A 16,944-nucleotide genomic window follows, 5' to 3' on the forward strand; every position below is an offset into this window, starting at 1 on the left:
CAATCGATTTGCTTCCAATTTAAACAAAAAGCCTCCAACTGTCAACATATAAGGCAAAGAGCGCCCTGCAGAAGGGCGCCCTTTTACTTTATTTAAGCTTATTTAATACCAGCAGTTTTCACATACTCCAACCATTGCTTCTTGTATTCAGCTTGAATTTTATCAAGTCCAGCTACTTTCGCTTTTTCCATAAATGTTTTCAGTCCGCCTTCAACATCTGCAACCAGACCTGCTTCAAGTGGATACAAGTATTGTTTCTCCACTTGCTCTAACGCCGCTCTTTCAGCTTGATAGCTAGTATAGTCTTCTGCAAAGCCTGTAAATTTATCAGGAGTCGCAATTTTATCTAGATCAGAGAAGATCTTTTTCACGCCATCATAGCCTTTGTCGAACACCATAAACTCAGGATTTCTCCAAGCCCAGCCCTGCATAGCTTCTCTAGGGAAACCGTTGCTGTTGCTGTCACCGATCATTGTGTAGTAGCCATTATCAACTGTGTAGTTTTTGCCTAAGATACCGTACTCTGTTAATTGATTGTATGTTTTGTCCGTTACCATTTTTTCGTAGAACGCAAGTGCACGCTCTGGGTTTTTACTGCTTTTTGGAATAGCGAAGCCATTATGAATAGGGTGAACAGGCTCAGCATGACCTTTAATCATTGGAGCTGGGTAGTATTCAAGCTTCCAATCTGGGTGCGTAGATGCGATTTTAAGCTTTTGATCGTTAAAGCGGCTAGGGTTATCTCCAAGGTTTGCTGCCGCTTTACCGCTTGTAATCAAGTCAGTCATGGCATCCTTCGTATTCAGGACGTTCTTCGTGATATAACCGCTATCCTGCCATTTTTTCAACGTTTTCAGCTCATTCAGCTGCTCTGGAGATCCCCAATAAGAGGTAACGTCATTTGGATTTTTGTACGAAATGTTCATGCCGTAAGGAAGAGCTCCGACAGGATCAATCGTCAAGTTTTTATATTGATCGGAAAGACTGCCTTTAACGTCACTATTCGCTGCCAATGGCACCATATCAGGGACATTTTTCTTGATGCCTGCCAGGTACGCTTCGAAATTAGCTAGGGAATCCGGCTTAGGCAAATTATATTTCTCTCTCAGATCTTCACGCCAGATGAAGCCCGTAGTTACATACTCTTTGTAGGTAGCAGGAACCGTGTAAATTTTGTTATCAATTTTAACAGCGTCCCACATATCTTTCGGTACAAAACTATTCAATTTAGGTGCTGCTTTAGGAAGCAAATCATCGAGAGCCAGGAAAGCACCTTTTTTCGCGTAGGCTTGGTATTGTGTCCAGTCCGCTGTGAAGATCAGATCCACCGCTTGACCGGAGGATAAGAGCAGCTTATACTTCTGATCCCAATCTGTCCATGTTGTGAAATTAAATTTGACAGTCGCATTCAAATCTTTCAATGCTAGCTTGTTAATTTCTTCTTCAATGACAGGTAGATCCTTCGGAGCAGGCCCTAACATATAGAACTGCAATTCCACTTTCTTGGAAATATCTAGTCCTGTCGCCTGTGAAGTTGCCGCTGCCGTAGCTGCTGGCGCTTTCGTTGCAGCTGCTGCGGAAGGACTCGGAGAACTTGTGGATGTGGAGCTGCTACATCCTGCAACTACGGATCCGGCAAGCGCAATGGCCACTGACACACTATACATCTTCTTCGTATTTCTTTTCATGTAAATCCTCCCTTTTATTTAAGCAAATTTAAAATGGGTACAACAATCTATGTTAGCTGACGGAATGATTCCGTTTCAGTTCTAACCTTTGACAGCGCCTATCGTTAGGCCTTTTACGAAGAAACGTTGAACGAATGGGTACAGGAATAGAATCGGTCCTGTTACGATAATAGCCATAGCTAATTTCGTTGATTCCGTCGGAATTTCCTGACTCATGGTTGCACCTGTGCTTACACCTAGACTTGAAATTGCCGCTGCCGTGTTAATGATGTTATACAAGAAATACTGCAGCTCGTATTTACTCTGATCATTAATAAAGAGTGATGTGGAGAACCAGCTATTCCAATAATGTAAAGCCAGGAATAATCCAACTGTGGCAATCCCAGGCATAGCCAGAGGCAGTACTACACGATAATAAATCGTAAAATCATTCGCCCCGTCAATCTTAGAAGACTCTGTAAGTTCTTCGGGGATAGAAGACTTAATAAAACTGCGCATTAATATAATGAGAAAGGGAGACATAAGCCCTGGGAAAATCAACGCTGCATACGTATCTGTTAATTGCAGATATTTCGTCATCATGATGTACCATGGGACAAGGCCGCCACCGAAAAGCGTCGTGAAGTAGATATAGAAGGAAAGCTTATTCCGATATTTAAAATCTTTTCTTTGCAGGACATAGCCGGCCATCGTCATCATGAACAACCCCAGTACCGTCCCTACCACCGTAACAAAGATCGTAACCCCGTAGGCTCTTAATACTTTTTCTGGGAAGGTTAGAACAGCCTTGTAAGCCGTCAAAGAAAAGCTATTCGGTATGAGGTGATATCCATCGCGTATAATCGATTCATTGTCCGTTAATGACCCGGATACGATGAGTAGGAATGGAAAAATACAGATGACAGAAATCGCGATAATAACAAGATAAGCAATGATGTTAAATGTTACGGAATCAATTCCTCTAGTTCGCAAGTACAATCACCTCCTAGAAAAGTGCATATTCGTCATTTGATTTTTTGATTAGATAATTCACTGTCATGATTAGGGCAAAGCCGAAAATAGACTGATACAATCCGGCAGATGTCGCCATCCCGATATCAAAAGTAACCTTCAAAGAGCGGAATACATACGTATCTAAGATGTCCGTCGTGTTGTACAGAATGCCGTTATTCCCAATTAATTGATAGAAGAGATCGAATTGACCTTTCATAATACTACCGAGTGAAAATAAAAGCAGTATAATGAAAGTAGGCTTCAACATCGGAACCGTTATATACCAGATCCGCTGAAAAATATTCGCTCCGTCGATCGTAGCAGCCTCATAATACTCATCACTAATGCCAGTTATCGTGGCTAGATAGATGACCATGGTATAGCCCACATTTTTCCACACGTAGAACATGATTAGTAGAAATACCCATGCAGATGGTGTGTTATAAATGTCGATTGGATTCGAGCCCCAAGATTTAAGCGTGGTATTCACAAAACCAGTATCATAATTAAACATGTTGTATGCGATTGCATTCAGGAGAACAAATGAAATAAAATAAGGTAAGAACATCACGGACTGTGTAAGTTTCTTGAAGAACTTTCCCGTCATTTCACTTAATAGAATGGCGCAAAAGATTGCCGCCACATTTAAGAAGACGATAAATGCCAGGTTATAAGCCACCGTATTTCGCGTCAATGTCCACAGAACACCTGACTTCCATAGGAAGGCAAAGTTCTCCAATCCTACAAATGGACTTCCGAAAAGCCCCCCATTAAAGTCAAATCTGGTGAATGCGAAGTAGATCCCTACCATCGGTACGTACGAATTAATAAAGAAGAAGATCAATGTTGGGGCTATCATGAGAAACAACAATTTATTTTTGTTTAACTCATAGAAGAATCCTTTCTTCCGGATCATGCTGTAAAACCTCCCTGCGTTAATATGTCCTGTGTTGTGTGTCAGTTGCCATACTCGAATTATAGACAGATTTGTTCCGTCTGCGATACTGAAGATCTGCTAACATTTATGAACGAACCAACCAGAAATCGCCTTATTTGCGTATGCACAATGTAAACTTTCATGGATAATCTGGCTTTTCTAGTGCATTTTCAGCCCCCAGGGCTATCCGATTGGATTGCATGCAGTATATAGTTGGGATATACTTTTTCTACAAAAGGGGGAGACGGATCGCATGCTTCGTAATCAAGAGAGCAAATTTATGTATCGCAACATATTACTCAGTATTGTTTTGTCCATTGTCATTACACTGCTTGTCTCCTCTACCATTCTTTACGTCAATTTCGACAACATTGCGCTTAAGCAAGTGTATGAATCGGATTCCAACTCCTTGCTGCAAACGAGTCAAGAAATTCGTACTATTACAGAGACAGCAACATCGTTATCTTTTCAAATTTATCGTGACTTTGTGATCAGCAAACTGCTGTTTTACGATAAACCAGATATTTATGATGTCCAAGGCAGTATGGCGCAACTGAATTTATATCGGTTAGCGATGCCTTTCATCGATTCAATTTATGTGTATAACGGAACATCAGAGCTTTTCTACGTCAGCTCGAACAACTTTCAGAGCGGTATCCAAACAAAAGAGAACCTAGGCGATCCCAGTATGGTCGATATTCTGGATCATTTTCAAGATTATATCCCTTTCTTGCCGATTCCAAGATCTTTCAAAACAACAGATGTAAGCACACTCCAGTCCACAACTGCCGGGATCTATTCCTATTTGTGCTACGATGCCATTAATCCGATTAAATCCTTGAATTCTGCCGTTGTTGTTAATATTTCGGAGTCCTTCTTCAATAAATCCTTGAAAAATTTCGCAAACAATCGCGCAAGCAATGAATTTATTATTAATAAAGAAGGCGTACTGATCTCTACAGATGGGACAAATCCCGTTCTAACCAATTATGCGGATAAAAGTTACATCCAGAAAATTCTGGCCAATGCATCCTCACCAGGCTATTTGGTAGACAACGTAAATAAGACGAAGTCGTTAATTTCGTATACAGCTCCTGATTCTCTGGGATGGCGTTACGTTCGTACGACCCCATACACGATTATCACCAAAGAGATCAAGGACATGCGTGCCAAAACGATTTATATCTCACTTAGCATTCTGCTTGTTGGGCTTCTAATTTCACTCTTTATGTCCAAAAAATTATTCGATCCCATTGATAAAGTGATTCGAAGCTTAAAAACGTTAGAAATTGAAAAGCGGGACAATCTTCAAATTTTACGTCAAAATTTCCTGAGAAATATTATTCTGGGAAGAGATGCGTATCACCCCGATGCCTTACAATCGAAATTAACGTATTTCGGTTCCAAAATCACGATCGGACATCCTTCCTTACTTCTCATGGTAAAAATGGATGCCTATGAAGAAAACATCCGCACCTATAAGGATCAATTCACCTTGCTACGCTATGCGGTCATGAATATTTGTACAGAAATCAGCTCCTCCACCTTTCACGCGGAAGGCATTGATATGGGAGATGATCATGTTATTTTGCTTCTTTCCGCTACGGAAGCTGATTTCAAGTGGGATCCTGATGCTTTCACAGAGCTGCTCCACAGCATGCAAACATCGATTGCTTCCTTCATCAAGTTATCCGTCTCTATGACGGTAAGCCCGCTGCAGGATGAAGCCACACAATGCTTTCAACTCTACAAACAGCTTTTAGAAGCCTCCTATCATCGTTTGTTTAGAGGCCATGGATGTATCATTTGGTCAGATGAAATCATTGCTTATCGTACCAAAGAGTACAAGTTCCCATCTCAGAAAGAAAAACAACTGGTCGATTGCCTCATGACCGGCGATTCAGAAGAAGCCGAAATCATTTATACCGACATCGTGAAAGAAACATCCCTGTATCCTTACACGGTCGTTCATTTGGCCATCTCCCATCTGACGTTAACCGTTAATAACGTGTTAACGACCATCAATAAGAATAACGCGCTTGCCTTTCCCCTCTATTTGGATGCAGCTGTAGCTTCACTGACCCATGTAGAAACGATTGAAGAAATAAATGCGCAATTCATTGATTTATTTAAGCAGCTTCAGAAAAAGCTTGATGAAAAACGAAGCTCCAAGCATGTAGAGCTCATCAAAAAAATGAATGACATCATTGATCGGGATTATGCGAATCAGAACCTGTCTCTTAACTCTATTGCAGATGAACTCGCGATGTCTTCGATCTACATTAGCCGCTTGTACAAACAACACACGATGGTCGCCATTACCGATGTGATTCAAGATGTCCGTATGAATAAATCCAAAGATCTGCTTTTAAACTCATCGTTATCCGTTGCTGAAATTGCAGAGAAGACCGGCTTCACGAGTGATTCCTATTTTTATCGCTTATTTAAGAAGTATAATGGCATTACACCTAACGATTTCCGCAAGCAGCTCAAGTATGAAAATACCCTCATCCAGAAAGGGATTGAAGAACGATGAATTGGTTACAGTCTCACGAAAAACAACTCCATGTTATTTTTGCAGAGGCAAGGGAAATTGTACGCCAATTCCCGTCTCCCTTGGACCAGTTAGGACTTGCCTATTTAGCTAAGTTTGACGCGAGTCATGAAGGCAGCAGCAAAAATTATATTTGTTATCTTCTTCCGTATTGGATGGAAGATATATGTGAACTGACTGCCGAAGAGTTCAACAAGCTTTCGTTAGCAAATGTATTTGTCATGCTGTATTACTTCATTCAAGACGATATTATGGACGCTGCCAAAGGGGAACACACGAGCAAGCTGCCGCTCGCTAACTTATTTCATGTCCAATTTCTTTCCATTTATCGAGAGCTCTTTCCTTCCAGTTCCCCTTTCTGGGGCTATTACGAAACATATATCTTAGAATGGTCGAAGAGTGTAACGAATGAGCTTCAATCCGATTACTTTCATGAGGATAAAAGGCAGATTGCCAAGAAAGCCAGCCCTGTCAAAAATGCCAGCACAGGCGCTCTTCTCCTCGCCAATCAAGCTCATCTCATCCCTGTTGTCACAGAAGCCGTTGAACAAACACTTGTGACACTCCAAATGTTAGATGACTGGGCTGACTGGGAAGAGGATCTAGAGGAGGGATCGTATAATTGCCTATTAGCCTCCATCCGCAAGCAATTGCAGTATTTGACGTCAAATGCGCTTACCCTGGATATGGTCAAACAGCAGCTATACGTCCACGATTTTTTTGCAGCTTATGGGGGAATTGCTGATTCACATCATGAACATCTGCTAAGCCTATCTGTTGGCATGGAACAGCTCGTAGCTTTCCATGATTCTCTTGTTCAAAATATCCATCGCGTAGCCCGCGAAATTAAAGAACGCAGGGCAGCGTTAGTCTCTGGCGGGTTCTACTATTTTTTGTCTAATTCTGATAGATTTTGATAGATAAATAGGTATTTCCATGGTATACTTTTATTTGTAGGTAAAATTACCCAAATGACTAGGAGTGATTACGAATGTCCACAAATGAAAGCGTAAAAGCCAAAATTATTCAAAAAGCTTGGGAAGATGAAGCCTTTAAACAACAACTTTTGTCCAATCCGAAAGCAGCGCTGAAACAAGCATTTAACATTACACTTCCAGATGACATTAAGGTTAAAGCTGTTGAAGAAACTTCGACAGAATTTGTTCTAGTAATCCCTACAAATCCAGCTAAGATTTTGGTCACATCCAATGGTGCAGAAGGCGTATGGTAAAATAATAAAGGTGTCCCGCAACTAGCGGAACACCTTTTCTTTTCTCACATCATCTTCACAATAGGAAAGCGCATAATAACCTCTGTGCCTAAATATTTTTGACTTTTAAACTCAATATGCCCTTTCATAATTTCGATCAGCCTGAATGTGACCATCAAGCCTAACCCTGTACCCTTCGTTTTCGTCGAATAATAGGGCTCACCTAGCTTCGCTAGCTGTATGGGCTCGATCCCCTCACCGTTATCCTTGATATGGATAAATACCTCATCATTCTTTTCATAAGCCCAAATATTAATTTGCCCATCGACTTGAAACGCTTCGATACTATTCTTGATAATGTTGATCAAAATTTGCTTAAGCTTTGAAGAATTCCCATAGATGTGTAAATCAGAAGGCACGCTAACTGTAATCCGTCCACCATTCAGCGTCGCTAAGGGCATAATAATACCTTCTATTTGACTAATTTCCTTGCTCACATTCAATTCCACGATTTCATCCAACTGCGGCTTCGCAAACGTCAGGAAATCTGTAATAATGACGGAAGCCCGATCTAGTTCTTCAATCGCTATGGTCATATACTCCTTGTTCTTGTCATCCGTTCTAGCAGCAACAAGCTGTAAGAACCCCCGTGTGACTTGAAGCGGATTTCTCACTTCGTGAGCGACCGATGCCGCTAATGAGCTAATCATTTCCATTTTTTCAGAAAGCTGCAGCTGATGATTATAAAACTCGAGTTCCTTCGAATAGTTGGACATCTGCTCCTGATTGATCGCAAAGCGCCTGCCCAGAATGACGATAAGTGCAATAATAAATCCAACCACACCAAATTTCCATAGGAAAAACTGATACTTTTGATTATTTGCATAGTAAAGAATGAGATCAAACGTCCCCATCAAAGCGAAAATAGCGAATCCTGAAGAGAAAATAACTGCCTCTCTGTTACCTCGTATTACAAAAACAATGGATAGACCAATAATAATGATAAATTGGAAAATCATAACTGCACCTAGTACGGTAACTGTAAACAAGTGATACGCTTGGGTAAATTGATAATGATTGAGTTGATTAAATAGGATTATGATAATGCAGAAAGACGAATAACCAATTTGAAATTTACGAAAAATACGAATCCATTTAAATCTGCCATTGTCGAATATTTTCTCAAAAAAGTAAGTGAGTGAGGGTAACAATACCGCCAAAGAAATATCGAATATATCGAGGAATAAATCCCCAAACTGGGTGAAATTAGCATAAAGAAATGGGGAATACGTAAGAAAGATTGTGCCCAGCGTTAGTATGATTAAGCTCAGAGAAATCCATGTAGCCCGCCCAATTTGTTTCAAATAGAAGGAACAAATGAGCATGATCACTGCTATAAAAAGAAAACCAAATCCGAGAATAATATTCTGTAAATCTCGGAAAATATATGTTCGTGTCAGGGTTGAATAATGATCTACACGGATATCAGATTGTATACCTAGTCGATCCATGGATGTCTGAAGCTTTAAATAAACGCTCCCCCCCCGATCCTCAGCGCTAATTGGAAATAAACTGTGTTGCTGATCATAGGGAAAGTCAAAATTAACTTCCTGCAGGAGTCGATCACCTATATACACCGACAGCTGCTGCGCATATATACGATCAATATACATGCCATAGTCCTTAGGAAGCTGTTGCGGTAGCTGGATGCGAACCCAAGCTGTAGAAACTTCATTTGGCTTATCCGGCATCTCCGCTCCACTTGCAATTGTCATCCACTGATCTGCACGTGAAGCAGCCATGATATCTTGAACCTTGTCATCGGGGCTCGCCCATTTCATCCCCCATTTTGGAATCGCTTTCATGCTTTCTGGTTGCTCCACCATCGCATGATTAGCCATAAATATGACGCCAATAAGGATAACCAACCATGTTTTCCATCGTAATTGATGTATTTGAAGCAATCGATGCATGTATTCACCTTCCCCCAGAAGCCTGTAAGTAATTTACATTAATTTAATTCGACGGGGTTCTGGGCATTCCTTCTTCAAAGGGTAAACATTCTATAAACAAAATAAAACGCCTACCTCGTGGATATAGGCAAGCGTTCCTTAATTGTCAGTAAACCAGAAGGTTTTGGCTGGCAAGGTTTCGGTGATGAGCTGACCGTGGCTTACGACATTGCGAGATGGGGGTTGTCCGCGAACAAGATCCATTTCATTCTCCCCTGGCAGCATAATAAAGCTTGCAGGTAATCCTAATCCAATGCCATAATCCTTGAGTTGTAACGTTTTGGCGGCTCGAATGGTAATCATACGAACAAGTTCTGATAGTTCTTCGCGCCCCGTCATATGGGCAAGATGGGCAGCCATATGGGCAGCCTGCAGCATATTCCCCGTGCCGAGCGGATAGAAAGGCGTCCGAATATCATCGTGGGCAATACTCACATTAATGCCAGCCAACCACATTTCCTTTATTCGAGCAATACCACGGCCTTTTGGATTATTGTCGAATCGCCCCTGCATGGCGCTATTGATCAGCGGGCAGCATACGATATGAATGCCCGATCTTGCGACGATGCCAATTACCTTCTGGAAGTAAGCTTCACTGTAATACGCTGTCGCATTCGCATGAGCGGCTGTTACTCTTTCCCTTAAGCCTGTACGTATGGCTAAATGAGCGACATTTTCCAAGAAGGTGGAGTGGGGGTCATCCATCTCATCGCAGAAGACATGGACAAAGCACCCATGCTTCTCGGCCAATCGGAAGCAGATTTCCAGGGACGCCTCTCCCTCTGATCGTGTCGGCTCCAAATGCGGGACCGCACTTAGGCCATCTGCGCCAAGCTCCAAAGCAAGTTCGAGCCGTCGCTCGTTGTCTGGACAGGCACGAATGCCATCCTGCGGAAATGCGATAACCTGCACATTCATATAAGGCTTCACACGCTCACGTAATGCTAATATTGCCCGCAGCGCAGTCAGGGTAGGATCCGAAATATCCACCATCGAGCGAACATGAAGGATTCCCGCTGCGATTTGCATACGAAGCACCTTCTCTGCACGCGCCATGACATCCTCATAAGTGAGTGTCAGCTTACGTTGCTGCCATAAACCTATGCCTTCGAATAACGTTCCGCTCTCATTCCATGCAGGATCTCCTGCTGTTAACACCGTATCCAAATGGATGTGAGACTCAACGAAGGGTGGCAGCAGCAGGTGTCCCGTGCCATCCACTTCTCGCTCGCCATGAAGAGTAATCTCGCCAATTTGGGCGATTTTACCATCTTTAACGCCGATATCAACGGGCCCTTTGTAGGTGGCATCACCTAATAAGCGCACATGCCGATAGACCATATCCAGCAACCCAATCACCTCCTTGCCATAGTTACACGATTAGTTATCACGCTTCATTTCAGATTCGTGCCAGGAGCTAAGCAGCCATTTGGCGAAGGCATTGACAAGTAAGAAGAAAATGATCCCTAATACAGAGGCTGATAATCCGCAAGCAAATAGATATGGTGTTTTCAAACGAGCTGCTGCATAGGTAATCGCGTAGCCTAATCCACCTTGACCGCCGCCGATTCCTGCAATATATTCCCCAACAATGGCACCAACAACAGACAAGGTACAAGAGATTTTCAAGCCTGCTACGATATAAGGCAATGCCGCTGGAATACGTAATTTCCACATCGTTTGAAAGCCATTCGCATTGTACAGGTAGAACAAATTGCTCATATTTTGATCTGTCGAGTTAAGTCCAATGAGTGTATTGGATAGCATCGGGAAGAACCCAATTAAGAACGTGATGATCACGATGGCATTCATACCCGCGTCGAACCAAATGACGATCAATGGTGCAATCGCCACAATGGGAATGGTCTGTAAAATGATCGCATAGGGATACACACTCTTCTCGATCCATTTGGAGCTTGCAAGCAGGATCGCTCCTGCAATTCCCAGGATAATACTAAGGATAAAACCAAGAACCGCTTCGAAGGTTGTTGTTCGTACGGACACCCAGAGCCCGCTTCTGTTCTCAATAGCTGCTTTCACGATATCCGACGGTTTAGGAACGAGATACACAGGTGCATGCGTCAATGCAGCGATAAGCTCCCAACCCCCAATAAACACAACAAACGCAACTAAAGGTGGCAAAAGCTGTTTGAGCAGCAGCATCAGTCGGCGACTAAACGACACGCCTTCCTCCATGCGGCTCATCCAAGCTGCGCGCTCACGTGCAGGAAATATTTCATCAGGTAGTATTTGTAGGTACTTAGAATCGACAGCCATTGCACATATCCCCCTTCTTTATGACTTCCAATTAATTTTCCCAGGATTGAGAAGCCCTCTCGGATCATTCTCCCGTTTCTTCCGTTCCATACTGCCTACTTCGCCACGACCACCTTGGTCGAGCACCCAGGTATGTGGATCGAATATTTTGACACCAATAGATTCAAAGAAATCGATGATTTCGTATAAGCGTTCTTCCGTTGTAAACCGCACAATAGGGAGTGCTGAAGGTGTCACTTCACCGCCGCTGCGCACCCATTCGACATGCAGATAGACTTCATCGCCGAACTTCGATTTGATTTGCCCTATTTGTTCCAAATAGCAATCCGTTTTAAAAGCTGCTTGCAAATACGTCATAGCTGCGTCCGTTTTCATCGCCCATAAGGTCGTATGATTCCACGTGAAGTCGGACACGCCAATCGTTTTTCGGTAATTTTTGGCCTCGATCACATGACCAATATGTCCTCCAAATTGTTTAGCAAGTGCATCAACTAACCGCAGTGTTGCTTCCGCAAATTCCAACATAACCGCAGCCATATCTGGCAGGATCACCTTGTTAAATGGTACAAAATAGGAAGGAATCGGCCATTCCATCGGCGCAATGAGACGTTTGGGAATCGCTTCTTCACGAGCCAGAGCTTCACCAAACTGCATCGCCTGCTCAAAGGTAGGGAATTGCCCAATCGCCTGCGCCCATTCTGTACGTGGTGAAAGCGGAATGGTAACCTCGGTCATAATGCCTGTAGTCCCATAATTGTGAATATAATTAAACAATTCCTGCCCAGTAACAACTAGGCGCTGCGGTGCTTCTTCCATCGTATAAATAACGGCTTCATAGACGTTGCCATCCCATAGGTTGCCGTGCGTGATCGAACCGATTCCGCCAGAACCGCCGCTAACGAAGCCTCCTACCGTCGCTTTCACATACGTACTAGGGTATATGCGAATTTCTTGTCCGACTTCGCGTGCCTTTTTATCGATAACTCCCAAGCGAACACCACATTGGAGACGAGCAAAACCAAGCCCAATCTCAAGGATTTCATCCATGCGGCTTAGATCTAGCACAATACCTTTCTCTAGGGGAACGGCCTGACCATAATTACCAGTCCCAGCACCGCGAACAGTCACCGGAATACCATGGCGATAACCAAATGCTAGAGTCGCCGCCACTTCACCTTCATTACGAGGCAGCACGACGACATCAGCGGATGCTATCCCCTGCAGCTGACGATTAAGTACAGGCGAATACCAGTAATAATCCTTGGAAAGCTTATCTCTTGTTTCTTGATCGATCGACACAATTTCTTTACCGAGTTGATTCTCGATCTCGTGAACCCAGGTTACTTCCGCTTCCGTGGACATCGCTGTCATCATCCTTTCGTCTTAGTGCTCCAAAGCTTCATTAACAACACGTACTAAATCACTAAATTGCGCTGTTGTTCGAAACGTTTCATCCCTAGGGAATGGTATCGGAATATCAATTCGCGCAGAAATTTTACCAGGTCGTGGTGTCATTACAACAACACTTGTCGATAAGAACACCGATTCAAATACGTTATGAGTGACGAATAACACCGTCATCGATTTATCCTGCTGCCAAATATTGAGCAGCTCCATTTGCAACGTTTGGCGCGTAATTTCGTCCAAGGCTCCGAAAGGTTCATCCATCAGCAGCAGCTTTGGTCTTGAGATTAGCGCACGCGCGATGGATACTCGCATTTTCATCCCACCGGAAAGCTGGCGAGGCAGTACTTTCATGTAGTCCTTCAAGCCAACAAGCTCAAGCACTCGCTCAGCCTCTTGCTGCTGCGTTTTCTTATCTACACCGCGTAATTCAAGCGGGAGCTTGACGTTCGCCTCAACCGTTGACCATGGCAATAGGGTATGGTCTTGGAAAACGAAAGCGATGTCGCTTTGCTTACGAGCTTCCTTCGGTGTTGTTCCGAAAACATCCAATGAGCCTTTACTCGGTTTGGATAAGCCAGTAATGATTTTGAAAATCGTTGATTTCCCGCACCCCGATGGGCCCACGAAGCACAAGAATTCGCCTTCTTGAATCGAGAGGTTCACATCCTGCAACGCAATCGTTCCATTCGGGTAGGTTTTGGAAAGATTCGTCATGCTGACGAAAGTAGAACCAGAGGTTTGTGTTGGGCTTGCTGTATCAATTAGAGAAGAATTTTTCGACATGTTCTTCATCTCCTAAACGTGTTTTGGCTTGCCAGATCTACTTGCTGATTTTGAGCGATTGCATGTCGAAGGCTTGGAAGGCAAGCAATGCCTCTGCAATATACGATCCGTACTTCTCAGTCATTGCTGTTCCTTTGGCGATTGTTGCCGCTGTTGCATCTCCGGAGACGCCGGTATAAGAGAGATCGTCCATCACCCATGCGAAGGATCGATTCCGTAGGGCTAGATAGCGGGAGTCCGGATAATTCGGATATTCCGTTGGCGCTACGTCCATATGCACCCAATGCGGCATCGCCGCCATCACAATGGAAGTTTCCATATCACCGGCGTGGATACCCGCTTGCTTCTCCAGCGGTGTAATCCATTCGTCTGCGCCGCCGAGCCCACCAGGATCTAACCGGAACACAGCCAAGCCTGTTTCAATACGAATTTCTCTGCCCATCATGTTCAACAGATCGGTATTCCCGCCATGCGAGTTAACGAGAACGAGCTTCTGAAAGCCGCTTCGCCGCAGGCTTTTAGCAATATCCATCACAACGGCCATTAAGGTTGTCGCCGATAAGGTGATTGTCCCTGCATGACCTAGATGCTCTGTACTTTTTCCATAGGGTATGGCTGGCAGCAACCAAATATTCGCATCGTCAGGGAGCTGGTCGAAGGCTTCGGTTAGCAATACTTCGGAGATTAACGTGTCGGTAAACACCGGCATATGAGGACCGTGCTGCTCCACTGCCCCGACAGGCAGAACGATAAGAGCATCTTCTTTGGGAATCTCAGCCACTTGAAGTTTACTAAGGCGAGGGAAGAAGCAGCGATCCCACGCTTTTCCTTGATATCGATTGAATGTCATGCTGAGCACCTCCTCGTCATGTTGAAGCTTCTTTTATGAAAAAAGACCCAAGCTCATGGAAGAGCGGATCTTCAGCTTTCCAATTTAAAGATCTATGCCCTCTTAGCTTGGAACTGTTTTAAGGCTGCAGCAACATCCGCCACTCTCTCACCCAATCGAGCTGCCATCAGCAGTTCTCTAGGGTCTGGAGAAAGTGAACTATCTGGCCCAGCTAATGTCGATGCTCCATAAGGCGAGCAGCCGATCGCATCAGCGGTTAAATACTCAGGATTTTCAGAATAAGGAAGTCCCACGAAGATCATGCCAAAATGGAACAAAGGCACCATCGCTGTTAAAATCGCTGCTTCATGTCCAGTATGGATCGAAGCTGTACTATTAAATATGCCAGTGGGTTTGCCTTCTAAGGCGCCCTCAATGCAAAGATCTCCGGCCATCTCAAGGAACAATTTGACTTGCGCCGGCATAGAGCCGTAATACGTGGGGAAGCCCCATAGAATCCCATCTGCCCAACGCAGATCATCATTTGTCGCAATGGGAATATCCTTCTGCAGCGCGAGTGTTGCTTCATACTTTTGATAACGATCCGTTAAACGAAATTGCTTCGAAAGGCTAGACGTGCTTGACATCTTCTCATTCTCTGCAGGGCGCCTATCTTTATCCTGCTTGATGACACGATTCGTATCCGCAATCATTTCGGGTATCCGCACGATTCTCACGGGATGCGCACCTGATTGACTGGCACCGTCTGCAACAGCTTGCGCCATCTGATAGACGTGACCGAAGGCACTGTAATAAATGACCAACAGGTTAGCCATTCCACTTTTCACCCTCTCGCGAATTCATGCTTTTGAAACGATACAGCCTCACTTGCCTCTTGCCAGTAGTGAGCTATGGTAGGATTGTTCCATTCGGCTTTGGCGCCAGGTGATCTTACAAAGCGTCCTTGACTGTACACCCATCTGCGCTCTGGCAGCATGGTAAAGATTTCTTCTATGGAGCTGCCATCTACGATGACAAAATTAGCTGCACTACCTTCTGTAATGCCATAAGCTGAGAGCCCAAGTACTTGTGCAGGAGCCTCTGTAATCATCCGGAGCAGCGTCCGAAGATCAGCGGGTCTTCCCATATGTGCAGCATAGGAGCTGATAAGTGCTATTTGGAGTAAATCCCCTCGCCCAAAAGGGTGAAAAGGATCATGAATATTATCCGAAGCGACTGCAATGGAAATGCCACGCTCGTGAATTTGCTTCAACCGTGTAACGCCTCGTCTCACAGGGAACGCATCATGTCTGCCTTGCAAATACAGGTTGACCGCAGGTAAGGACACCGCTTTTAGCTTGGCGTCTGCCATCTTGTCGATAATGCCGCCTGCATCCTCATCGGTCATCGAGGCCAGTGCACACAAGTGATCTACGGTAACTCTGCCCTCGTAGCCTACTTCTTTGGTACGCCCCGCCACATATTCAACAGTTCGCATCTGCGGGTTATCCGTTTCGTCACAGTGTAGATCAATCGGTACATCGTATTTCTCTGCCATTTTGAAAATGTAATCAATATCTTCCTTCGGTGTAAGCGATAGATGCGGTGCACCGCCGATGCCATCGACACCCATGCGTAAGGCTTCCTCAATAGCCTCATTATCCAGAGACATGAAATTGAAGGGACACATCGGGAAGAGCTGCAGGGTGATATAGGGAGCTAACGCCTCCCTCGCTTCCAAGGCTGCTTCTATCGTGCGTAAGGCGATATCACGTGAGTATTTTAAGTTGAAATCCAAGTGTGTTCGAATATGTGTGGTGCCAAAGGATAACGCCTGCAGAGCAGATCGAATCATTCTTGCTTTGATCTCATCTTTGGAGAACGTTGGCGATGCCGCCGAGTAGTTACGAACAGCCTCTTCCAACGTACCGCTGATATTCTCCACTGTGGTTAAAGAAAACGCTTTGTCGAGATGCATATGCGAATCGACAAAGCCTGGCAGTACGATTTTGCCCTGAAGATCCAGGGTTGTAATCCCTTCGGTCAGCACTTGCTGATCCGCTTTCCACGTCTCTAAAGAGGTTACATCGGGACCCGCGACATCGACTTCTTGTTTCCGAATATGTGTCCAACTGCCATCACGAATCGAGAGACGGAATAAATCCCTTTCATCTAATAATGGTAATCGCACATTACACAAATCGATATTGTTGTTAGAAGCCAATGCCGCCACCTCCCGATGTTTTCCACTGTT

General features: G+C 44.2%; 14 protein-coding genes. 3 read left to right on the forward strand and 11 right to left on the reverse strand.

Features of this window, described 5'->3' with window-relative positions; translation table 11 throughout:
- Positions 1 to 98: 98 nt before the first annotated feature.
- The 3 genes from AC58P7_RS11570 to AC58P7_RS11580 form a co-directional block, all read right to left on the reverse strand.
- On the reverse strand, positions 99 to 1,694 hold the full coding sequence (locus AC58P7_RS11570) for an extracellular solute-binding protein (protein ID WP_497343026.1): 1,596 nt from the start codon (positions 1,692 to 1,694) through the stop codon (positions 99 to 101).
- Positions 1,695 to 1,769: 75 nt separating this feature from the next.
- Positions 1,770 to 2,660 carry a carbohydrate ABC transporter permease gene (locus AC58P7_RS11575; protein WP_497342874.1) on the reverse strand — a complete coding sequence of 297 codons (891 nt, stop codon included), beginning with the start codon at positions 2,658 to 2,660 and terminating at the stop codon, positions 1,770 to 1,772.
- 13 nt (positions 2,661 to 2,673) lie between these two features.
- Entirely contained in the window at positions 2,674 to 3,597 is a 924-nt protein-coding gene (locus tag AC58P7_RS11580) for an ABC transporter permease (protein WP_497342875.1), read from the reverse strand.
- Positions 3,598 to 3,871: 274 nt separating this feature from the next.
- On the opposite strand from AC58P7_RS11580, the gene AC58P7_RS11585 reads away from it, so the two are divergent.
- The 3 genes from AC58P7_RS11585 to AC58P7_RS11595 all read left to right on the forward strand — a co-directional run bounded on the left by AC58P7_RS11585 (position 3,872) and on the right by AC58P7_RS11595 (position 7,403).
- A complete protein-coding gene (locus tag AC58P7_RS11585) occupies positions 3,872 to 6,154 on the forward strand; it encodes an AraC family transcriptional regulator (protein ID WP_497342877.1) in 2,283 nt (760 codons plus the stop codon).
- Positions 6,151 to 7,089, forward strand: coding sequence for a hypothetical protein (locus AC58P7_RS11590; RefSeq protein WP_497342879.1), 939 nt, complete (start codon positions 6,151 to 6,153; stop codon positions 7,087 to 7,089). Before AC58P7_RS11585 ends, AC58P7_RS11590 begins: the two co-directional genes overlap by 4 nt.
- 74 nt (positions 7,090 to 7,163) lie before the next feature.
- Positions 7,164 to 7,403 carry an NHLP leader peptide family RiPP precursor gene (locus AC58P7_RS11595; RefSeq protein WP_497342881.1) on the forward strand — a complete coding sequence of 80 codons (240 nt, stop codon included), beginning with the start codon at positions 7,164 to 7,166 and terminating at the stop codon, positions 7,401 to 7,403.
- 44 nt (positions 7,404 to 7,447) lie between these two features.
- Here the strand turns inward: AC58P7_RS11595 and AC58P7_RS11600 are convergent, their stop codons facing one another.
- The 8 genes from AC58P7_RS11600 to AC58P7_RS11635 all read right to left on the reverse strand — a co-directional run bounded on the left by AC58P7_RS11600 (position 7,448) and on the right by AC58P7_RS11635 (position 16,914).
- On the reverse strand, positions 7,448 to 9,355 hold the full coding sequence (locus AC58P7_RS11600; protein WP_497342883.1) for an ATP-binding protein: 1,908 nt from the start codon (positions 9,353 to 9,355) through the stop codon (positions 7,448 to 7,450).
- Between the two features lie 138 nt (positions 9,356 to 9,493).
- Positions 9,494 to 10,735, reverse strand: a complete 1,242-nt coding sequence (locus AC58P7_RS11605) for an amidohydrolase family protein (protein ID WP_497343028.1) — start codon at positions 10,733 to 10,735, stop codon at positions 9,494 to 9,496.
- Between the two features lie 39 nt (positions 10,736 to 10,774).
- Positions 10,775 to 11,557 carry an ABC transporter permease gene (locus AC58P7_RS11610; protein WP_497343029.1) on the reverse strand — a complete coding sequence of 261 codons (783 nt, stop codon included), beginning with the start codon at positions 11,555 to 11,557 and terminating at the stop codon, positions 10,775 to 10,777.
- A gap of 132 nt (positions 11,558 to 11,689) precedes the next feature.
- Positions 11,690 to 13,033, reverse strand: coding sequence for an FAD-binding oxidoreductase (locus AC58P7_RS11615; RefSeq protein WP_497342885.1), 1,344 nt, complete (start codon positions 13,031 to 13,033; stop codon positions 11,690 to 11,692).
- A 21-nt stretch (positions 13,034 to 13,054) separates the two neighbouring features.
- Positions 13,055 to 13,861: an ABC transporter ATP-binding protein gene (locus AC58P7_RS11620; RefSeq protein WP_497342887.1), complete on the reverse strand. Its 807-nt coding sequence runs from the start codon at positions 13,859 to 13,861 to the stop codon at positions 13,055 to 13,057.
- Between the two features lie 37 nt (positions 13,862 to 13,898).
- Complete coding sequence (locus AC58P7_RS11625) at positions 13,899 to 14,711, reverse strand: creatininase family protein (RefSeq protein ID WP_497342889.1); 813 nt, start codon at positions 14,709 to 14,711, stop codon at positions 13,899 to 13,901.
- 92 nt (positions 14,712 to 14,803) lie between these two features.
- Positions 14,804 to 15,526 (reverse strand): NAD(P)H-dependent oxidoreductase, encoded by a 723-nt coding sequence (locus tag AC58P7_RS11630; protein ID WP_497342891.1) that lies wholly within the window; start codon positions 15,524 to 15,526, stop codon positions 14,804 to 14,806.
- An 8-nt stretch (positions 15,527 to 15,534) separates the two neighbouring features.
- Entirely contained in the window at positions 15,535 to 16,914 is a 1,380-nt protein-coding gene (locus AC58P7_RS11635) for an amidohydrolase family protein (RefSeq protein ID WP_497342893.1), read from the reverse strand.
- Positions 16,915 to 16,944: the final 30 nt, after the last annotated feature.

It is taken from the genome of Paenibacillus sp. J22FR5 (assembly GCF_059691975.1).